At 36.6% G+C, this 20770-nt stretch carries 18 protein-coding genes and 2 pseudogenes; 12 read left to right on the top strand and 8 right to left on the bottom strand.

What is annotated here, in order from left to right:
* Positions 1-2: 2 nt before the first annotated feature.
* Positions 3-377, top strand: a complete 375-nt coding sequence (locus X953_RS15680; RefSeq protein ID WP_040956415.1) for a type II toxin-antitoxin system RelE/ParE family toxin — start codon at positions 3-5, stop codon at positions 375-377.
* 345 nt (positions 378-722) lie between these two features.
* On the opposite strand, the gene X953_RS19210 is transcribed toward X953_RS15680, so the two are convergent.
* The 3 genes from X953_RS19210 to X953_RS19205 all read right to left on the bottom strand — a co-directional run bounded on the left by X953_RS19210 (position 723) and on the right by X953_RS19205 (position 2728).
* Positions 723-1610: a DnaD domain-containing protein gene (locus X953_RS19210; protein ID WP_084715723.1), complete on the bottom strand. Its 888-nt coding sequence runs from the start codon at positions 1608-1610 to the stop codon at positions 723-725.
* A 66-nt stretch (positions 1611-1676) separates the two neighbouring features.
* The gene (locus tag X953_RS15670; protein WP_040956414.1) at positions 1677-2207 is read right to left on the bottom strand and encodes a sigma-70 family RNA polymerase sigma factor; all 531 of its coding nucleotides are present in this window, start codon (positions 2205-2207) and stop codon (positions 1677-1679) included.
* 131 nt (positions 2208-2338) lie between these two features.
* The gene (locus X953_RS19205) at positions 2339-2728 is read right to left on the bottom strand and encodes a helix-turn-helix domain-containing protein (RefSeq protein ID WP_052350165.1); all 390 of its coding nucleotides are present in this window, start codon (positions 2726-2728) and stop codon (positions 2339-2341) included.
* 513 nt (positions 2729-3241) lie between these two features.
* On the opposite strand from X953_RS19205, the gene X953_RS20445 reads away from it, so the two are divergent.
* The 4 genes and pseudogenes from X953_RS20445 to X953_RS15645 all read left to right on the top strand — a co-directional run bounded on the left by X953_RS20445 (position 3242) and on the right by X953_RS15645 (position 6318).
* A complete protein-coding gene (locus tag X953_RS20445; protein ID WP_040956413.1) occupies positions 3242-4837 on the top strand; it encodes a flagellin in 1596 nt (531 codons plus the stop codon).
* A gap of 347 nt (positions 4838-5184) precedes the next feature.
* Positions 5185-5298, top strand: a pseudogene (locus X953_RS15655) (flagellin); the annotation flags it as partial.
* Between the two features lie 68 nt (positions 5299-5366).
* Positions 5367-5681 (top strand): hypothetical protein, encoded by a 315-nt coding sequence (locus X953_RS15650; RefSeq protein ID WP_040956412.1) that lies wholly within the window; start codon positions 5367-5369, stop codon positions 5679-5681.
* Between the two features lie 164 nt (positions 5682-5845).
* Positions 5846-6318: pseudogene (locus tag X953_RS15645) on the top strand (JAB domain-containing protein).
* Positions 6319-6385: 67 nt separating this feature from the next.
* On the opposite strand, the gene X953_RS15640 reads toward X953_RS15645, so the two are convergent.
* Positions 6386-7303: a hypothetical protein gene (locus X953_RS15640; protein ID WP_040956411.1), complete on the bottom strand. Its 918-nt coding sequence runs from the start codon at positions 7301-7303 to the stop codon at positions 6386-6388.
* 268 nt (positions 7304-7571) lie between these two features.
* Complete coding sequence (locus X953_RS15635; RefSeq protein ID WP_040956410.1) at positions 7572-7964, bottom strand: hypothetical protein; 393 nt, start codon at positions 7962-7964, stop codon at positions 7572-7574.
* A gap of 685 nt (positions 7965-8649) precedes the next feature.
* On the opposite strand from X953_RS15635, the gene X953_RS15630 reads away from it, so the two are divergent.
* The 7 genes from X953_RS15630 (at position 8650) to X953_RS15600 (ending at position 15627) form a co-directional block, all read left to right on the top strand.
* Entirely contained in the window at positions 8650-10041 is a 1392-nt protein-coding gene (locus X953_RS15630) for a reverse transcriptase domain-containing protein (protein ID WP_040956409.1), read from the top strand.
* Positions 10042-10544: 503 nt separating this feature from the next.
* Positions 10545-10964, top strand: coding sequence for a PTS sugar transporter subunit IIA (locus X953_RS15625; RefSeq protein ID WP_040956408.1), 420 nt, complete (start codon positions 10545-10547; stop codon positions 10962-10964).
* Positions 10965-11052: 88 nt separating this feature from the next.
* Positions 11053-11559 (top strand): PTS sugar transporter subunit IIB, encoded by a 507-nt coding sequence (locus tag X953_RS15620; protein ID WP_040956407.1) that lies wholly within the window; start codon positions 11053-11055, stop codon positions 11557-11559.
* 20 nt (positions 11560-11579) lie between these two features.
* Positions 11580-12329, top strand: coding sequence for a PTS sugar transporter subunit IIC (locus X953_RS15615; protein ID WP_040956406.1), 750 nt, complete (start codon positions 11580-11582; stop codon positions 12327-12329).
* Positions 12330-12370: 41 nt separating this feature from the next.
* A complete protein-coding gene (locus tag X953_RS15610) occupies positions 12371-13186 on the top strand; it encodes a PTS system mannose/fructose/sorbose family transporter subunit IID (RefSeq protein WP_232217745.1) in 816 nt (271 codons plus the stop codon).
* A gap of 41 nt (positions 13187-13227) precedes the next feature.
* On the top strand, positions 13228-14415 hold the full coding sequence (locus tag X953_RS15605) for a M20 family metallopeptidase (protein WP_040956404.1): 1188 nt from the start codon (positions 13228-13230) through the stop codon (positions 14413-14415).
* A 357-nt stretch (positions 14416-14772) separates the two neighbouring features.
* Positions 14773-15627 carry a MurR/RpiR family transcriptional regulator gene (locus tag X953_RS15600; protein ID WP_040956403.1) on the top strand — a complete coding sequence of 285 codons (855 nt, stop codon included), beginning with the start codon at positions 14773-14775 and terminating at the stop codon, positions 15625-15627.
* 425 nt (positions 15628-16052) lie between these two features.
* Here X953_RS15600 and X953_RS15595 read toward each other — a convergent pair whose 3' ends face one another.
* From X953_RS15595 to X953_RS15585, 3 genes are read right to left on the bottom strand one after another with little or no spacing between them, the layout of a single operon-like run.
* Positions 16053-17729: a peptide ABC transporter substrate-binding protein gene (locus X953_RS15595; protein ID WP_084715722.1), complete on the bottom strand. Its 1677-nt coding sequence runs from the start codon at positions 17727-17729 to the stop codon at positions 16053-16055.
* A complete protein-coding gene (locus X953_RS15590; RefSeq protein WP_040956402.1) occupies positions 17730-19412 on the bottom strand; it encodes a sigma 54-interacting transcriptional regulator in 1683 nt (560 codons plus the stop codon). It abuts the gene before it with no gap.
* 12 nt (positions 19413-19424) lie between these two features.
* A complete protein-coding gene (locus X953_RS15585) occupies positions 19425-20447 on the bottom strand; it encodes an asparaginase (RefSeq protein WP_040956401.1) in 1023 nt (340 codons plus the stop codon).
* Positions 20448-20770: the final 323 nt, after the last annotated feature.

Genomic DNA, 20770 nt, shown 5'->3' with positions numbered 1-20770 from the left:
TAATGAAGACTTTAAAAGACCTGCAGGGGATAATCCTTGAGAAATATAATGTTGAAGTAAAATTTACAGAAGCAGTTAGAAAAGATCTTAAGTCAGTTAATAAAGGAAAAAGACAGGAAATTTTATTAGAAATTTTACGTAGGGCAAAAAAAGGGCCTCTATTCAAGCCTAATGGTTTAGCGGAATCTCTTCATGTTAATTTAAATGGTTTCGCAAGAATCAAGTCCAAATCTTTAAATATAAGAATTGTTTATCGACCAGTTGAGGATGAACCAATCCTTATGGAGATTATAGCAATAGGGCCGAGAGATAAAGAGAAGGCATATAAATTAGCAATGGAACGGTTAGATAAATTTTTTGAAGAAATGAATGGATAATGATATTTTGTATGGGCTCCTTAACTGCTAAATTCCCCTCGTTACACTGGAAAGGTAAAAAATGTGTTTAAATGAGTCAATACGAACAAAATATTTTAAGTTATGGAGCCAATTCTCGCCACTTAACAGGTGGAATATTTCCATGTGAATAGACAACTGCCAGGTGAAGAAGTTGGTCTCATACCTGGTTGCTTTTAAAATACTATTATTTTCCTCTTTCCTACGTTACACTCCCAGCATACTTCGCCAGCAATGCTTCCAGTTCCCGCTGTTCTTCAGCGGGGTCTTTTTTTGGAGTTGCAGCGCTCGTTTCTGCTTTTCGCTTTGCTTCCAGTTGCTTTTGTTCTACAAACCAATCAGAAGCACTTCTGTGGTGGGTTGCATTCTGGAAGTCATAAAAGTGTGTTGCTTGTTTCGATATGCTTGCTCCTCGTTTATAGCTGCGTCCACTGAGTTAATGTCTTTCTTCGTCCATGCTTGCAATATTCCTTTTACATAACGCCAAGTTGGTTTATCCTGCTCCAATGCCAGTTTCATAGCATGCAGAACAAGTGGTTCGCTGACGTCCTTCGCCCAAATAAGGATGTCTTCCATAATAAACGGACTGGGGATGCCGAAGTTTTCCTGGTAGAAACGGATCGCGTCTGTTGTAGTAGTTGTATTGTCTAGTTTTTGTTTCCCACTGTCTTGTTTAAAGAATGGGTCGGGAGTGTGGTCACTCGTGAGGAAGGTCGGGTGGTCAGTGATGTGGTTGCTACATTGGTCGGCAATGTGGCTGTTTGTGAAGGCGGCTGGGTTGTTGGGTGGGATGTTTTTTTTGGGCGTGTGAGCTCTTGCTTCTATGTTGGATAGTTGATCTGCTCCACTGTACGTTGTTGTAGATGCCGGAATGGGTTTTGTTTTATGTATAGTTTCCTCTGGTTCTCTTATGTCCCAGTGTGTATAGTCCATCTGCTGAGAAATCATTTGATACATGGCAGCACGATTTGCTCCACGGCTTGTTACAATAATTCGGCCTTTTTCCTGTAGTTCTTTTCGGGCTGCTTTAAATGTCGTAGATTTCAATCCTGCCATTGCCTGGAGCTGTGTTGCGGCTACAGTGAATTCCTTTTTCCAACCACATAAATTATTTACGTGCATGAGCACAGACCATAGGGCAACAGCTGAGCCTGATAGCGGATCAAACATATTTTGGGTATGGAAGGCATTGATTTCTTTCATATAGTTCATCATAAAAACTCCTCTTCAGATTAATTGATTGGTAACCCGGGAAGAGGCGAGTCTTCCCGGAAAGGTGAATTATCCCTCTTTTAATAATTGATAAATAGCAGGAGTGCACAGCTTTTTCCGCGCTTGTTTCCCCCAACTTTTTACAGCTTCTGTTGTGGTGTTTTCCTGTATAGCTATGTCCTTATACGTCATGTCCTCCAGGATGGCATACTTTAGCCATTTCCATTGTTTTTCGGTTAAGTGGCTTTTTAGTTTTTTACATAATTGATGATTGTCGAGTAGAAGATCGGTAAGTGTTGAAGTTGGGCAAGGTGTATGGGGATCCTGATGGAGTGGGGGGATTGAAAGTGGTTGCTGCCTGTCTTGCTCTCGTTTTTGCTTACGGAGTTCATCCAAAAGACGGTGACGAATCGTGTAATTGAAATAAGTCGCCATCGGGCCTCTATCGGGATCATATTTTTCATAAGCATGCCACATGGCGGTAAGTCCTATCTGAAAGAAATCTTGATGTGGATCATGAATGTTCAGTCGGTGGATCTGGTAATGAATCCGACGCTTGTTTTGCTGGTAGATCTGTTCAAATGTGAAAGGTTTGTTCATGGGGGTGCTCCTTTGTGGGTAGTTGCATGATAGGTAGGTGATGAGGGGGGGAGGAATGCAGTACTTGATAGCGGGTGGGGATGTGAGGTTAATTCGAAGGACGTATGTATGGTCAACGTCCCTGGCTATTTTTACTGATCGTTATCCTTTTCGAGGTACAATTTAATGATATTATCCAAAAAGGCCAAGTCACTTGCGGATAGGGAAGTAAAATCTTCTACACGTAATATACTTGGTTTTTTTATGCCTTTTTTTCTGTAGATTTTTAGTAGGCGCTTGAGATCTAACATCTCAGTTGGAAGTTCCTCTGATGGATCAAATTCCTTCCCGCGAAGGAGATAGTCCACCGATACATGAAAGAAGTCAGCAAGCTCCACGAGCGTATCTAAGGAAGGGGCCCTTTCTTCCCTTTCATACATTCCGTATACATTGGTAGTGAAGCCTAATAACGCACTAATTTCCTTTTGCTTATAATCAGAACGCTCACGAAGATTCTCCAACCGCTGCCCAAGTCCCTTCATAACAAACACCTCTTCCTGCACGCCTAAAAAATACCACAAAATGTGTGAGGAATAGGGTATTCACACGGAATGAGTTATTATTTGGTTATGTCATATAGTTTGGTTACGGATTGTGTGTTTTTGAGTGCAAAAACTACTAAATTGAAGTAGCAAAAAAGATTTAAACTATTTCTAGAATTTTTTTGTTAAATTACTAAACATTACTTATAGCTCGTCCGATATAAGTAATATAAGCATCAAGAAGGATGATATCTATGGGACTTACACTTGGTAGAAAGCCTGGTGAAAAGGTATATATGATAGATGCTCAAGGAAGAAAGATTGAGATTGAAGTGGTAAAGCGAGAAGACAAACTCGGAAACTTTACCTAATTACGTATCAATGCTCCACGGGAATTTCAAATTGTTCGTGGGCAGCTACACAACGGTAGTAACTCCAATTAATGGAGCTATTATATGTAACAGGTCAAATGGATGTGACTTGTTAAAAAACAAAACATGGAGGTAAGGAAAAATGAGAATTAATCACAATATCGCAGCATTGAACACATATCGTCAGTTGAATAGTGCATCAAATGCTCAGTCAAGTTCAATGGAGAAGTTAGCTTCAGGTCTTCGTATTAATAAAGCAGGTGATGACGCTGCTGGTCTAGCTATCTCAGAAAAAATGAGAGGACAAATTCGTGGTCTGGATATGGCGGCTAAAAACTCGCAGGATGGTGTAAGTATGCTTCAAACTGCTGAAGGAGCATTAAATGAAACACATGATATACTACAACGTATGCGTGAACTTGCAACGCAAGCCTCAAACGATACTAACACTGAAACAGACCGTAATGAAATTCAAAAGGAAATTAACCAATTAACTTCTGAAACTAATCGTATTGGTAATACCACTGAATTTAATACTCAATCATTACTAAAAGGTGACGGTAGTGTTGATTTAGAGAAAACAGGTATTGTAGCTAATGCCAAAGATACGGGTAACTCATCTCTAACTCAGGCTTCTGCTGTAATTACAGTTGGTGCTGATGCGAATGAAGGTGAAACTGTTTCATTAACTATTGGTGGGAAGAATATAGAAGTTGCATTTACTGGTGCCGATGAAACAGCAATTGATGCGGCTGAAGTCGGTAACACTGGAGATGGAGTTATAAAATCTGGAACGTTACTTGCGGACAAATTAACTGCTGCAATCGAGGCAGACGAAACTTTAAAAGGTCAGTTTACGGTTAATGACGAGGGAGATGGCTCTGTAACAATTGCAGCTGTAGCTAATGGTAACTTTGATGGTAATAAAGGCTCAATTTCTGAAGCAACTGGAACTGGTACCATTACTGCAACAGCTGGAGTCGGAACAACTAGTAATACTGCTGCAACAGAAGATATTGATTTCACATCAGCATTTGGCTCTAAAACAGGTAGTGACTTAACAGATGCTATTAAAGATTTGGTTGGTAAAGGATTCGAAATTAATGGGCAAGAGGTTGAATTCTATAATCAAAATGATGGTACCTATAAGGGAGAAGCAGTCGGCGTTGATATCTCTAGGGTACTTGAAGAAACCACTGCGGATAATTCAGAAACAGCACTAGCTGACACTATCGCAACACAAATTGGTAAAAAATTAGATGGAGTAGAACTTACATCCGATGGGGCTGGTACATTAACTGCTACAACTACCGTAAAAGGTGAAGAAGCTACTTTAGAAATTAAAGATGGTACTGAGAAAAAGGACTTTACAGCTACTTTTCAAGTTGGTGCTAATAAGGGGCAATCGATGACAATTGAGATTGGTGATATGCGTGCAGATGCACTAGGGTTAACAGGTAAAGCTGGCGAAGATGGATTCAGTGATTCACTTAATGTAACAAACGGAACAGACAATAATTCAGTTGAAGCCGCACTCGATGTTACTTCACACGAAAGTGCAGCTAAAGCTATTGAAACTATTAATAATGCAATTGAACAAGTTTCTGCTGAACGTTCTAAACTGGGTGCATACCAAAACCGTTTAGACCACACAATCAACAACTTAGGTACATCTTCCGAAAACCTAACTGCTGCGGAATCTCGTATCCGTGACGTAGATTATGCTTTAGCTGCTTAAAAGCAGTAACAAGCACAGTCGTCCTAGCTGGTAACGGTTAGAGATAATTATCGGGTGAATTGCTGGAAACCCCTTAGAGCTTTTCTTGCCACAACGTAGTTGGAAACGACAAGCGTGATGGTTTGAAAAAAGAAAAGATTGGGCAATCAGCAGCCAAGCTCCTGTCTCGAAAGAGTGGAGAAGGTTCAACGACTAGGATAAACCATCTTAGGCGAAAGCTATGATGATGAAATCCATAGGTGAAACAGTGTATCATCAGCATTGTGAATCCGAAGTGCCCGACCCCAACTAAAATGCTAGTGGGTGAAGATATAGTCTAGTCATTTATGAAAGTAAATGTTCGCACGATGGCGAAAGAAATGATGAACCAAACGAAGAATTCTATTCTTTCTCAAGCTGCTCAAGCTATGTTAGCTCAAGCAAATCAGCAGCCGCAAGGAGTTTTACAGCTTCTTCGTTAATTTAGATTATTTAAAAGGGACTCTAGGTTTACTAGGGTCTCTTTTTACATTTGAAATGAGGTTTAAATATGGGACACCGAATAAAACCAATAACTTTTAAGTCAAGGTTTGAGGGGTATCAATATACAATTAAAACAGAATATATTACACCCAATATTGATAAGTTAAATTTTAAGTGGATTTTGGTCATTGATGGTATCACTGATGACAACGGAGTAACGATAGGCTCAGTTTACTCTGAAATAACAGATGGCAAAGTTGATACAATGATTTATAATTTAAGAAACTTAATGGAGAAAAAGCATATCAATGGATTTTCTGCTCAATTATTAAAAGAGATTAGAATGTTAAAAGAAAAGCATTATTTTGATGAGAATCTATAAGTAACTTATTATTTAGATATATATTATTATCATGTTTAAGTTTATCAAAAGCTCTAATTCCTTTCGGGGAATTAGGGCTATTTCTATTTTTGGGGAGAAAAAATCATGAATCATACGCAATGAAACCTATTAAACAATTGGAACTACTTGAGAAAGGAGTGGAAATGAAAAAACAATCTGCGAAACGAGTGAACATCGTTAGCCTAAAGTTAGTGAAGGAATCAAGCATGCTATATAAGAATCGCTGTGTACGAAGCCCAGAAGATGGTTACCAATTGTTGAAGCAGTTCTTAGGAGACGTGGATAGGGAATACTTTGTTGTTGTTTGTTTAGATACAAAGAATCAGCCAACAGACATCAATATTTGTCACATTGGAAGCCTAAATGCAAGCATCGTACATCCAAGGGAATGCTTCAAGCCTACCATTTTGAGTAATGCTGCTTCAATTTTAGTAGGTCATAACCATCCCAGCGGCAGTAGTGTCCAGAGTAGGGAGGACGTGGAGGTTACTAAAAGATTAGTGGAGGCCGGTAAGATTATCGGCATTGATGTCTTGTCCATATAGTGCTGGGTGATGGAGAATACGTTTCCATGAAGAAAAAAGGATATTTTAGGTCTGTGTCTTTCTTACATTAGCTACCGCAGAGAGGCCACCGTCGCATCTTCCTGCTTAGATGTTCGTCTTTAAAAAACTGCACTAGCATCATCCATTTTCAAAACACCAATATGCAACCTGACTCTGATTCCAACCAATAAGTTGTTTAATCAACTGCAGATTCCTTCCATTCTTACCACTAATAACTATTTGATATCCCCTGAGTTCCTTTAGCTGTTTCAGATGTTTTATATTTGCTTGATAAAATTGCAAATAGGAATCCCGGCTCTCCAGTTGTGAAATGATTTTATTTGTATAACGAAGCGAGTGATTAATTTCCTGTGTAGGTTTCACGAGAAGTATATGTTCAGGCAAATAGATTGTAGTTCTTCTAGGGAAGATTGGTTCTTCTGATGGTGAATTACCATCAAGTGTTTTTCTTTTCATACATGGTTGCATATATGGTTCAACTAACCTTAAAAAATAGTTCATTTGTACTTGGTCATATAAAATTAACCGATTTTGTCTGTCAATCTTAAAAGATAAATTGAATTTCACCTGAAGAATGTGTTGCAAGAAGGCATTTTCTTCCTTAGAAAAGCTGTCTGTTGAGAGGATAATCTTCTGAGGCATATTCTGGCATTTTTTTAGGTGACCATCATCCTGATACCACCATGCCAAAGCTTCCGCATCCAGGTAACAAGTAATAAAATCAAATGGTAGCCGTTTTTCCCTATTTACATACCATAACCTTTCCAGGCTAGTGATTGCTGTACTTGTTTTTGACTGTACAATATAGGATTCTGACATGCCCATTTTGAGCCGTGGATCAATAGTCTTTTTATATTTAGGTGGATTGAGAGGAATAAAGTTTCTTAAAGACTCGTAGCAATAATTGCTCCATTGCAGATCCTCTTTTCGGTGTATAAATTGGAATCTTGGCTTTCTGCCTTGTTGTTTTGTAATACATCCGTCTCCTAATAACTTACCAGTTAGTCGGGATAAGTAAGTATTAACTTTACACATATAGGCCTCCTAATATAGAGAATGTACGTTCTTATGGTTTATTATAGCCTAGATCTAAATCTAATACGAGAGAAAATACTTTAACTATTAACACCTCTCGCTAAAACTTCCAAAGAACAGCAGGGGCAGCCCCCACTGCTTTGATGCTTTATAATTTGAAAAGAATTGCCGAATATTCTCTTGAATATGGGCTTGCTTCGGCGGAAACTGATAAGTTAAACAGCCAGTTGCATAAATGAAAGGTGAAGTACAATCACTCGAAAAGCAATTACATTCTGTTGTCCATTAGAGATGTAAAGCCGAACTCTAGGAAACGACGCTCTAAAGCCATAATCCATGCACCTTCTTTTTCAACTTTTGGTTCTGGCTGCACATAAGGCGCTTTGTCTTTCATAATCCGATATAGGATATTAACTAATCTCCGCTCCACATACGCCATCGCTTGCTTCTTTTTCCGTCCTTCTCTAATCTTTTTCTGGAAATAATCGTACATAATGGGATTGGCTTCTTTTCTTATTTGAGTTAATGCTAAGAAATAAAATACCTTGTTTAATTCTCGGTTGTCCAGCATATTAGCATATTGGCTTGAACTTTCACCAGAACTATTTTCTGAAAGTGCAATCCTTGGTATTTTTGCGAGTTTAAGCTTTTTGAAAAACAATTGATATCACCGATTTTTGCAATAAGTGTCGCTGCCAGTACGGTATCTATTTCTGTCAATGTTTTAAGGGATAGTCCGTTTCTTTAATTAAAATGTTTAGTTGTTCTTTTAGGCGTTCAACTTCATCCTCAAATTTATTAACGAAATCAATATAAGAGCGGATAAGGTCATTACATTCTTCCTAATAGTAGAAGTTTGAGTGCCTATCACTTCCCGAGTTAAAAGATATCCTACTTATTTAAATTAAAATCTATCTATTAATATATGAAAATTACAAATGTTGACAATATTTTCACAAGCTGTTATAGTAGACTTGCTTATTACGTAGGTAATAAGGTCACTTGTTTCAACCAATCGATCTTAATAGTAATCTTTATACTAAGATTATAAGTTGAGCGACAGGAGATTGAAATGATTGCCAATAATTCCAGCTCCTTGTACAGAAGGTTCATAATAATCAGAAGTACAACCATTGATAGGCAACTCCAATCTTCTAATAGTAATATAACAAGAATCTCTAATAGTTTACTTTGCAGATGTCCCATAGCTGTAAATAGCCATAAGCTATGGTGAACTATGGCTGTACGCTATCAGAGCTCAATTGGTAGTGGGTGTGCTGAGTAAGTAGTATTCAAGGACTGCATTGATACTTGCTTTGCTCTAATAATTAAAGGGGTACCGCACCATGATACATAATAAAAAATCATATCAATTTCAGTCCAAAAACTATCTGCATTTTGATGGTAAACGGACTTATAATGAGAAGATTAAAGACTATGTGACGAATTCTGTAAATATTCACTCGCATAGTTTTTATCCATTTATTCGATACTTTACTAAAACTGAAAAGTATTACCGTAATGAAGATTATCCTGATAGTCGTCCGATTAAGGCAAAAAAACGAATGATTATGTATGCAAGCCATATAGACAACTTTATTTATAAGTATTACGGAGAGGAATTAAACAATTATTACAATAATTGGGTTAAAGAACATTCAATACATGAAAGTTCTATTGCTTATCGTTCTCTAAAAAAAGAGAAAGGAAAAAGTAATATAGAGCATGCCGCAGAGGTAATTAATAGAATATATAACCTAAAATCATGTTATATTATGATCGGAGACTTTAAAGGTTACTTTGATAATATAGACCATCAGAAATTGAAAGATCGTATGTGTAAGGTATTGAGAATAGATGAAAATAACTTATCCAAAGACTGGTATAAAGTCTTTCAGTCTGTTACTAAATATAGCTATTATAATCAAAAGCTTATTCACAAATACTGCGGTACGGATAAGCAATTGAAGCAACAAAAACAATTTAAATATTTTTCTTCACCTAAATATTTTCGAGAATTCAAGTCACTTTATCCTGCTTCTATAAATAATTTGGAGGTAGGTATTCCCCAGGGGACAGCTACCAGTGCTGTTTTATCAAATGTTTACGCAATTGACTTTGATGAACAGGTTAATAGAATGGTTCATCAATATGGAGGAATATATAGAAGGTACTCTGATGATTTTATTATCGTACTACCTGAAGATAATGTTAAGGACTCAAGGCATTTCGAGAATTTTCTTAAAGACATTGAAGAAGTTGTCCGTGTAAACGGGATGATAATTGAAAGTAGTAAAACAAAGGCTTTTTATTACTATAAAAACCAGATTACAGATTTTTATTCATCTATACCAGTTAGAATGGATTACTTGGGGTTCGTATTTGATGGTAAGACTGTTGAGATGCGCGGAAAAAGCCCATACAAATTTTATCGACATGCTAAGAGACTGATTGAAAAAGCAAAAAAGGCAAAAGCAAAGAAAAAAGCTAAAAAATTACCATACCGGAAACAAATTTATAGTCTCTATACAGATTTAGGTATAGATAGAAGACCTTACGGTAATTTCATAACCTATGCAATGAAGTCCCAAGAAGCCTTTGATAAGATCTCTCCATATACAAATAACCTCATGATGCAGCAAGTATATAATAGAAGAAGAAAGATACACAAAATGATTGGTTATAAAATAAGTCACCATGTAACTCGGAAAAATGGTAACGGTTATTTCAAGTACTAGTATAAATATGGAAAAGATGACCTACTTAGGCTAAACTACTGGGGTCCCACTGCTTTGAAAGTATAAGAGTTCTTTCAATGCGAGGGAGCGAGAAAATTACAGAGGAAAAATAGTTTGTTCGTGAGGATATAACCAGGCAAAGGGGTTTTTATTCTTAAGTTATGTCTCGGAGTCCCAGGTACCGAAATAATATAGAAAATGTCTTTAGGAGAAACAACGATAATATTAAGGATATATCATTATAATCAACGTACATAATCATGAGGTTCATCATAATGAGGCTTCTCTCTTCGGAGGGAAGCCTTTTTTCTATTTAGAGAATCATAATTATGAAATAAATCTGCAAAACAACGTAACTTGATCCATGAAGAAATATTTTTTCATAATATCTATATATTAAGAATAATTTGATACTAATTGAATAACTATCAGGTTAAGGGATTTAAAAATAAATCAAAAGTAGTAGTTTTATTTTCCTGAAGAAAATTAAGGAGGTGGTAATCATGATAGATAAAACTATTAAGCACGAAATTTTGTTATTAACTCATGGGGGGTGGGGTGAAACTCTTGCGGACACACTCACAATGATAATAGGCCAAATAGAAGGAGTAAGTGAAATTCCTCTAAATCCTGAAGACACACTAGAAGGTTTCCTCGAAAAAGTAGAACGTAAAGTAAAAGAAATGCCAAGTAATTCTCTAATAATTACTGATATATCTGGAGGAACAACATCAAATGTTGCATTAAAGTTAAGCCAAAATTACGACATCAAAATATTGTCTGGGTTAAGTTCAATTATGCTAATTGAAGCTATAATGAGGCAAGATCACCCCTTTACAGACGAGAGTGTTAATGAAATCAAAGAAGCGGCATTGATGAATTGTCAACATTTAAAAATTAATAAATCTAGTATTAATAAGTAGCAAATAGAAAAACAAAATTTATTTTTCCATTACACAGGAACCCTATTATGGAAAAGAATTAAGCAATATATTAAAAGGAGGAAGTAAAATGGCTGAGATTGAAATGGTCCGTATTGATTCTCGACTGATTCATGGGCAAGTAATTACCAAATGGATTAAACAGACATCCGCCAACCGTATTGTAATTATCGATGACTCATTATATGCCGATGAATTTATGAAAGAAATCTATACAATGGCGGCACCATCAGATGTAGAAGTAAATGTTTATTCTGTTGATTTTGCAATCGATTATTGGGAGAAAGAAGAAATGGGAAAAGGTAAATTATTTATTTTATTTAAAGACGTTAAAACGGTTTATAGAACTATTAAAAAAGGGGTGCCAATTAGTAATATACAAATTGGTGGGTTAGGTGGTAAACCAGGAAGGATATCTGTATATGGACCAATTTCCTTTGATGAAAAAGATTGTGCAATGCTGCAGGAATTAGCACAGGATAATTGTCATGTGTACTTACAGCAAGTTCCAGACGAATCTAAAATGGAGTTGAAAAAGGCTATACAACGGTATAACTCTCTAAAAACTAAAGGTTAATTGAGGGAGGGAAATCTATAATGGAAACTGTGTTAGTAGCAATATTATGTGGGTTTTTATATTTTATTGGTACTAGTCGACTAGGATATGGATTAACTCAAGCGACTGGTTCTCCCATTTTTTATGGATTTATTTTAGGGTTAGTATATGGAGATCTTGAAAAAGGATTGATTATTGGCGCTACGATACAACTTATTTATATAGGAATTATTTTTACTGGTGGGAATATGCCATCCGATCAATCTTTAGCTGGAATTATAGCAATACCAATTGCATTGCAAACTGGTATGGATATAGAAGTTGCTGTCGGGCTTGCTGTACCATTCGGTATTCTAGGAATTTTATTGGATCAATTAAGGAGAATTTCCAATTCATTCTGGATATCAAAAGCAGAAAAATATGCCGAGGTGATGAATGAAAAGAAGATTTTCCACTGTGCGATTACTTACCCAACTATCACTATATTTTTTATAACTTTTATTCCTGTGTTTTTAATAACTTTAACTGGGGCTAGTGCAGTGACGTTTGTAATTGATGCATTACCACAAGGCATAATTGATGGTTTTAGCGTTGCTGGTGGTGTTCTTCCTGCTCTTGGCTTTGCTATTATCCTGTTAGTTATTGGAAAGAGAGATATAATTCCCTACTTCTTTATTGGTTTTTTTGCAGTTGCGTATCTAGGTATAAATATCATGGGTGCTGCAGCATTTGGCTTTGCTATCGCGGCCATAATCATGTTTAACTCTATGAACAAAAAGGAGGTTGCTTAAATATGCCCTCGAATTCCAAGAGTGAACTAAAAGAGAGAGTTTTGACAAATAAAGATTTGAGAAGAACTTATGCTAGATGGTTTTTATCGGTTGAAGTAAGTAACTCTTATGAACGGCTACAAGCATTAGCTTTCTGTAATGCTCTATCTAAAAGTCTACGGAAAATTTATAAAGATGATGAACAAGGTTACAAAGAAGCATTAAAACGCCATCTTCAATTTTATAACTCAGAGGGTACTTTTGGTGCTGTTATCCACGGTGTTACTTTGTCAATGGAAGAAGAAAGAGCAAAGGAGAAAGAAAACCCAATTCCTGAAGAAGCTATTACAGGTTTTAAAACAGGGTTGATGGGACCCATTGCCGGAATTGGAGATACATTAATTTGGGGAACCTTAAAGCCAATTATTTTAGCGTTAGCCTCTTCTCTCGCATTAAGCGGGCTTTTCATAGGAGCTTTTGTTCCATTCCTATTTCCTTTAGCCGTTATATTAATAGGATATGGGATGATGAAAAGTGGATATTTATTAGGCAAAGAATCAGTTATGAAACTAATGAAATCTGGATTAATTAACAACATTATTAAAAGTGCCAGTATTTTGGGTTTGTTTATGATGGGTGCTCTATCGTCAACTTATATAAAAGTAAAAACACCTTTAAAGATTCCTATTAAAGATGGGGAACCAATTATAATACAGAACCTTTTAGATTCAATTTTAGTGGGTATATTACCACTCATTGCAGTATTTGGAATTTATTTTTATTTCAAATTGGTAGGGCAACATTACAATAAACTAATTGGCTGGATTATTGTTATTTCCTTAATCACTGGTTTCTTTGGAATTTTACAGGCTGGCTAATACAAAATTCAAGAAATCAAACATAAAGGAGTAGTTTGTAAATGGAAGAGATAAAAAAGTATTACGATGATTACTTGGATTCTAGATTAGATGAGCTTTGGGAAATTGCTAAGTATGTTCATTCTAATCCTGAACTTGGTTACAAGGAAGAAAAAGCTTGTCAAATCCAATGTGAATTTCTAAGAGAGAATGGATTTAAAGTTGAAGAAAACTTAGGAGGCCTTCCTACAGCTTATAAAGCAGTTTATCAATATAAGCCAGGAGATTTAACCTTAGCTGTAGTATCTGAATATGATGCGCTTCCTGAAATTGGTCACGCATGCGGACACAACTTAATTTGTGCAAGCGCTCTGGGTACAGCAATAGAAACAAAAAAATATATGGAAGAGCAAAAAATTCCTGGCACGTTAGTGGTTATGGGGACACCAGCTGAAGAATCAGGTGGGGGAAAAATAAAATTACTTGAGCAAAATGCTTGGGACGGGATAGACGCTATTTTGTTTATGCATCCAACAAGCGATACGACAAGATTAGCCGGAGAATGTATGTCATCTACCAGCATTCAAATTGAATTCAAAGGCCAATCTGCACATGCAGCTTCTCACCCAGCTAAAGGGATTAACGCTTTAAATGCGGCAAATTTATATTTTGTTGCCACAGGTTTATTGAGACAGCATGTAAAATCTGATCTGCGTTTATCGGGAATTATAGAAGATGGTGGAAAGACAACTAGCTTAATTCCTGATTATGTTTCAGTTAAAGGTTCTCTTAGTTGTTTCAAATCTAGTGATTTAGAGGAGTATACAGAAAAAGTCCGGAAATGTGCGGAAGGAGCAGCAATTGCAACTGGCTGTGAAGTCGACATACAATTTATCCCTGGTTATCTTGGGCGTATTCCAAATAAAACCTTGTCAGAAGTATGCCGTAAGGAACTTAATTCAATTGACGAACCTGTAATGGAAGGTATGCCGTTTGATTACGGTGGGGAGGATTTAGGAAATGTATCAAGAGTTATTCCTATTTGCAATCCCTATGTGACTATTTTCCCTGATTACAAAATTTCAAATCATACTGAACAGTTTAGAGACCTGGCTAATTCTCCCGCTGGTAGAAGATGTATACAAGTAAGCAGCAAAACAATGGCCAGAACAGCAATGGAATTATTTAGAAATCCAAATACCGTTGTAAAGGCTAAAAAAGAGTTGAGTGAACGAATGAATAATGAATAATATATATGGAAAGTTTAACGCCTGTTACGATTCACCATTTCAATTTGGTGATAAGATCTTTAGGATAACAGGGATTGAGATCCCAAAGGTCAACTGAAAATTATGCAAATCCTTGGCTGGTTTGAGTTTAAATAATATATAGCTCAATCCAGCCCATTTTCTGATTAAGCTGCAATTATTATAGAGAAAGAGATAGTAACATATTGAAAGTATTCACATAGGCAGCAATCACTAAGGTATTTTAGTCAAGGAATTCATTGTAATCTTAGAAATTTGTGTAAACTTGCTAATTCGATCTTTCCACTATTTCCTGAATAGCCAGATTCGATTACATAATTAATTTATAGGAGGATAATTATGTCTGACAATATCCATCACTGTCTGTTAAGCATTAGAAGCAATTATAGAAATCTTAGTGAGAAAGAAAAGAAAATTGCAGATTTCATCTTATTAAATCCTGATAAAGTCATTCACTATACAATTAACCACATTTCAGAAAAGTTAAGTATATCCGAAGCAACAATTTTTCGTTTCTGTAGACGAATTGGTTTTAAAGGCTTTCAAGATATGAAGATATCACTTGCAACTGAGGTCGTTACGTCAATAAAAGATATACATGGGAAAATAGATGAAAAAGATAGTATTGGAGTAATTACTGAAAAAAGTTTTCAATCCAACATCAAAACAATTGAGGATACCCTCCGTATTCAGGAGGAAAATCTGATTACAAAAGTTGTCGAGGCAATCTTGACAGCAAAGAGAATCCATTTTTTTGGGGTTGGTGGTTCTGCTTTCATTGCTATGGATGCTTATCATAAATTTATTCGAAGCGGGATTAATGTAAATGCTGACTTAGATTCACATCTTCAAATTATGTCTGCCTCCCAAATGACTGATAAGGATCTTGCGATTATAATTTCCCATAGTGGTTCTACAAAAGATATACTAGACCTTATGCAAGTTTTTGAGGAAAACAAAACACAAACAGTAGCTATTACGAACTTTGCTAAATCTCCTCTTGCCGAGAAAGCAGACATATCATTATACACTATTGCTGCAGAAACCGATTTTCGTTCAGAAGCCTTGTCCTCAAGAATTGCGCAACTTTCAATAATTGATGCACTCTATGTTAATGTTATGATTGCAAATAAAGAATCGAGCTGGAGTGTGCTTCAAAAAATGCGGGGAAGTATTAGCATAAAGTATTTATAAGCGTAAATCTCTGGCTTAACTCTTTCAGAACTTTATATGTGGTCAAGCTGTAAGTGGCGCAGATCTTAATTTTGATAAAAATATTACGGGTAGTATTTAAATTGGGAAGCAAGCAGACTTTGCAGGGTTGGAAGAAGATCCAACTAGCGTTGACCCTTTGTATATTAAAGATATTGTAGTTAATGCAACTATTATTGGTGGAAAGCCGGTTTACGGTATATAGGTATTTTATTTGTTGTTAAGACATTTTTTTTAATGAGTCGAGGGGCTAGTCACTATTGTTTCAGGAAAATAGCAAATAACTACTATAGCTAGAAAGAATGTATGTATGTAGAAATATAATAGAGTATTAAAATTAAAATAGGATGTCTCATATAATGCATAAAAAAGGAACTAGACAAAAGTCTAGTTCCTCCTCTATTTTCCTATTCCCCCGAAACAACCTCTGCCCACTTATATTCATACTTAGGGCCAAATGGTCTGCTAATCACTCCTTCAATTTTAGGAGCAATTAATTGGGAGCGGCCGCTTTGGTATAGTGGTACAACTGGCACATCTTCTGCCAGTATTTTTTCTGCTTCCAAGAAAGCTTCGAAGCGTTTTACCGGATCAAGGGCTAGTTCATCTACTGTACTTTTAACAAGCGTGTCATATTCTTTATTTGAATAACCTGTTTTGTTATTTCCGCCGTCTGTTAACCAAAGATCCATCCATGTGTATAGGTCGAGGTATGAAGGTCCCCAGCCTGCAATCTCTATTTGATAATCCATATTCGTATCTAAATCTATGCGTTGTTCAAAAGGTACCTGTTTTAATTTGACAGATAAACCTGGTAAGTTTTTGCTCAGTTGGTTAGCAAGATATTCACCCAATGTTTTCGAAATATCTGTGTCACTGCTTAAAATCTCAAGCTCTACTTCCTTCTTGCCAATCTCTTTGAGGCCTTTATTCCATAACTCTTTTGCTGCTTCTACATCATACGTGATTAAATCTCCATTGATTTCACGGAACCCTTCTCCAGTTTTAGGATGTTTGGCGAAATTCTGTGGAGCGAAGCCATTGGAAACGATAGATCCATCATTCAGCAACTCGTTAACTAGAGAGGACTTGTCTATTGCCATACTTAATGCTTTGCGAATGTTATTATTGGCAAGTGCCTCAGATTTGGTTTGATTTAATTTTAAGTAATAAAGAGCAGTTTCAGGTGTAACGACAAAGTCATCCTGTGCACTAAACTGATCAACCAGATCTGAATTTAAATCTGTACGGTCCACTTTGCCGCTCTCATATAAATCGACACTTGTCTGTGGATCTTTTACTACGTCGAAGCTTAATTTCTCAAGCTTAACTGCTTCTTTATCCCAATAATCCGGGTTTTTCACTAAATTCCAAGAACTTGATGTGCTTTCCCAATCTTTTAATAGAAACGGGCCATTAGACAATAGTGTGTCGGCGCTTGTTGCGAATTTGTCGCCCTGTTCTTCAACAAACTTTTGATTTAATGGCATAAATGTACTTCGAGTTGTTAATGATTCAAAATAGGGGGTAGTTTTTTCTAGTGTAACAACTAATGTGAAATCTCCATCAGCTTTTACCCCTAAATCCTCCATATCTTTTTCACCTTTATTTATTGCTGTAGCGTTTTTAATCACGCCACCCATCATGTAGGGGCCATACTCCGAACCTGTCTCCGGATTGACAGCACGTTGCCATGCATAGACAAAATCATGTGCTGTAACCGGATCTCCATTTGACCATTTTGCATCCTCGCGAAGATTAAATGTCCATGTTAATCCATCTTCACTGACACTATGGTCTTTTGCTATCCCTGGTTTTAAATCAAGGTTGTCACCAAGTCGGTATAAGCCTTCTCTGCTTTCACCAATAAATTGAAATGAAATTACGTCTGTCCCCATATGTGGGTCCATCGTAGGGATTGTATCCTTGCTAAGTAAACTTAACTCTTGCTTCGGGTCACCATTCTTGTCTGTACTATCTTCCTTTGTTGCGCTTTCGCTATTTCCGCTTGAACAAGCAGAGAGGAACACAAATAGCAAAAGACCAATTGTAATTAATAAGTTAGATCTTAAAAACTTCATCATTTATTTTCCACCTTTCGTACTTTCCTGTGATTTTAAATAGTCTTCGATAAATTCTTCACCTGATCGGGAAATGGTTGTACCGGCTCTTCCTTGCCGTACAATCGTTAAACCCAGATTTTGTAGCACTTCTAATCTTGCTCGTAATTGTTGCTCGGAAAGGTTATGCCCTTTTTTCTCCAGATGTTTTTTTAAAGCATATCTGCCAAAAGAAACATACTCTTTTTTTCCTTCATAGAAGGCCTTTAAAATTTCGATACTCTCACCAAGGAATCCATGTTCTTCTATTTTTGAAATAATCATCTTATTTTTATCAATGTCCTTGAATTTCTGCTCATCTACCTTTGAACGGAGATAAAAAGGTAGGAATTTCATTCCTATAGGGCTCTCTTCCAATAAAGATAAATAGGTGATTACATCATAAAGTTCCTTCACATTATTGTTCCAAGGATATTCCATGAAAAACTCCAATACTTCCTCTTTAAAGGTGATTCCCTCTTTCTGTATTCGTTGCTTAATATTATCAATTAAAGGCAAAAGGTCTTCTTTTCTCTCAGATAAATCGGGAACTTTTAAATAGTGTTCATTAACTAAATGGAAGAGTTCATCATAAAATAAGTGCTTCTTCACCAATTCCTTGCAATCTTTGGAGCTTGTTGTTATCACTTTGGCCTTAATTGATTTGTCATTAAGTTGTTGAAACAGTCTTTTTTGCATTACTAAAGGTAGTTCTTCAATATCTTCTATACAGATCGTTCCATTTTCACCAGACTCGAAAACGCCTGGGGAGGCTCCGCTATTTTTTAATCCGAAAAGAGCTTCTTCGGCTTCATTTAAATTTTTTGAATTACAATGAACCGAAACAAAAGGTAGCTCTGATCGATCAGAAAGGTTGTGAATGGCTTGGGCAAGCATGTTTTTTCCTGTACCAGGTGCGCCTTCCATATGAATGTATTTTATCTGACTGTTCACAGCATAATGCTTGGCTAGTTCAACTGTTTGTTTCATACTTTCGCTCGTACTAATAATATCTTGGAAAGAATAATTGGCGACATTCCTATCGTTTTTCGTTCTGTCTGTTGCATCATTATTCTTCGTTGATAAAGACACACATGCTTTAAAATAACGTCTGACAATCTGTGACTTTGCAATATCAATTTCCAGCAGCTGAATGATCTCTTCCACTGTGTTAAAATCCAGTAGCCTGGAACCTATATCAATAACATTTGATAATTCCTTGGGCAGAAGATGTCCTTCTCCTGGTGTAACGATATAGTCAATTGTTTTTGGCATGACTTCGGTTGGTGAATAAGCTTGATAATTGTGTTCAAATACGGTCTCGCTTAATGATTGAACCGTTTCATCTGCGTTTGTTTTATTATCATTTACTACCAAAATCTCTTGGCCTGAAGGAAGATTTAATAATTCTTTCGTATTCACATAATTGATGTCTCGCTTTGCGACAACGACGGGACATTCCTCGGGTATTAGTTCATTCACGAGTCCTTTAATCAGGTTGTTTGAAAGGACAACAACATCATCTTTTGTAATTGTGTGACGCTGTATATCTTTTACAGTTACGGAATGAATGTTCACCTTGTCTCCAATTATTTCTTTAAGCTGCTTGGTGATTGTATTTGAAAATTTTTCTTGAATTGCAATGATGCTAACATTTCTAATTGTCATTACTTACAACTCCTAAGCCAATGCAATATGCTTTAATTGGAAATGAGGGATCAATTCACCAATGATTTCATTTCGCGCATTTTTTAATTTGGGATGGTGATATTCTTTCAATTGTTCGATCTGATTTTTTTCCAGTAATCCAAGCTGCACAAGTGTTTCCATTGCAGCAGGATATACTGCTCTGCCGTTACCGTCGGCTACTTTTATGGCAATTCCTAATCCGGTTTGCGTATCTCCAATACAATAAACTCCTTCAGCTCCTGCCTTGCCAAAGAATCTGCCTTTTCCGGCGGTCATAAAATCTGTACAAAACCGATCTGTACCTCCGACCATTTCAGGTGCTGCAGTCATTGCTTTTGTAACCCGACGTACATGCTCGGCCCTTTCTTTTCCGAGTGATTCGGGATTTGCCATTCTTGCAAAACCGTAAGCTAGTCGTTCCAAAGGTAAACCATGTACAGGAACCCCGCAGCCATCAATACCGATTTCAATATCCTCTTGCGGGTAGTCACATATTTCACTAACGGTTTGCATTATTCGCTGTTGGACAGGATGATCCAACTCATAATAGGTGTTAATAGGTTCTCCCATAAACATTGCTGTTGCCAGCATCCCTGTATGTTTACCTGAACAGTTATTAAATAAAGGAGTAACTTCCTTACCGTTTTTAATCAGATTTTTGTACGTTTCCTGCCATCTTGGTATATGTGTGCCACATTGTAGCTTCGTATCATCAATCCCGACACGTTTTAGAATGGATGTAACCCGGTCCGTATGCATTGATTCACCACTATGTGATGCAGTGCAAAGGGATAAGTCAGCATTACTAAATTCATAATAATCCGCTGCACCAGTTTCCACGATTGGTATAGCTTGAATAGGTTTCATCGAAGAACGGGCATAAATATTTTTGTTGTTATTTCCAGCATAATGCAGCAACGTTCCTGCAGAATCAACGACAGCAATATGTAAATGATGCGCGCTCTCTATATGATTACCTCTGCGAACTTCAATTAGAGCATTGTTTTCATTCAATTTTAACCCCTCCCAATTTTCAGAATATGTTTACATACTAAACTATCTGATAACCAATTACAACCTATTTTTTATGGAAATTTTTGAATAGGGTGTAATTGGGTGGGGTGGAGGATGGTGAGGTGAGTGTCTGGTACTGGCTGAATTATGTAGTGATTTGTCTAATATATTTTTTGTATACAGATAAGGTTTGGGAACTGCTGGGGTCAGCACCGACTGCTTTAAAGTCGTAGAGTAGAAAATATGGACATATATAGACTAGAACCGCGGCACTTGATTAAAATCATACGATATCTTTTTGAGGTTTTTTTGAGTGCAGTTCG

The sequence above is a fragment of the Virgibacillus sp. SK37 genome, from assembly GCF_000725285.1.
Classification (GTDB): Bacteria; Bacillota; Bacilli; order Bacillales; family Amphibacillaceae; genus Virgibacillus_Q.
Note: the sequence above shows the minus strand (reverse complement) of the source record. Positions and strands in the feature narration are given on the sequence as shown.

Coding starts and splice junctions, on each gene's coding strand:
- X953_RS15595 (WP_084715722.1), bottom strand. CDS start 17,729: ATGATGAAGTTTTTAAGATCTAACTTATTAATTACAATTGGTCTTTTG.
- X953_RS15670 (WP_040956414.1), bottom strand. CDS start 2,207: ATGAACAAACCTTTCACATTTGAACAGATCTACCAGCAAAACAAGCGT.
- X953_RS15615 (WP_040956406.1), top strand. CDS start 11,580: ATGGAAACTGTGTTAGTAGCAATATTATGTGGGTTTTTATATTTTATT.
- X953_RS15620 (WP_040956407.1), top strand. CDS start 11,053: ATGGCTGAGATTGAAATGGTCCGTATTGATTCTCGACTGATTCATGGG.
- X953_RS15605 (WP_040956404.1), top strand. CDS start 13,228: ATGGAAGAGATAAAAAAGTATTACGATGATTACTTGGATTCTAGATTA.
- X953_RS19210 (WP_084715723.1), bottom strand. CDS start 1,610: ATGATGAACTATATGAAAGAAATCAATGCCTTCCATACCCAAAATATG.
- X953_RS15630 (WP_040956409.1), top strand. CDS start 8,650: ATGATACATAATAAAAAATCATATCAATTTCAGTCCAAAAACTATCTG.
- X953_RS20445 (WP_040956413.1), top strand. CDS start 3,242: ATGAGAATTAATCACAATATCGCAGCATTGAACACATATCGTCAGTTG.
- X953_RS15625 (WP_040956408.1), top strand. CDS start 10,545: ATGATAGATAAAACTATTAAGCACGAAATTTTGTTATTAACTCATGGG.
- X953_RS15600 (WP_040956403.1), top strand. CDS start 14,773: ATGTCTGACAATATCCATCACTGTCTGTTAAGCATTAGAAGCAATTAT.
- X953_RS19205 (WP_052350165.1), bottom strand. CDS start 2,728: ATGAAGGGACTTGGGCAGCGGTTGGAGAATCTTCGTGAGCGTTCTGAT.
- X953_RS15640 (WP_040956411.1), bottom strand. CDS start 7,303: ATGTGTAAAGTTAATACTTACTTATCCCGACTAACTGGTAAGTTATTA.
- X953_RS15680 (WP_040956415.1), top strand. CDS start 3: ATGAAGACTTTAAAAGACCTGCAGGGGATAATCCTTGAGAAATATAAT.
- X953_RS15650 (WP_040956412.1), top strand. CDS start 5,367: ATGGGACACCGAATAAAACCAATAACTTTTAAGTCAAGGTTTGAGGGG.
- X953_RS15590 (WP_040956402.1), bottom strand. CDS start 19,412: ATGACAATTAGAAATGTTAGCATCATTGCAATTCAAGAAAAATTTTCA.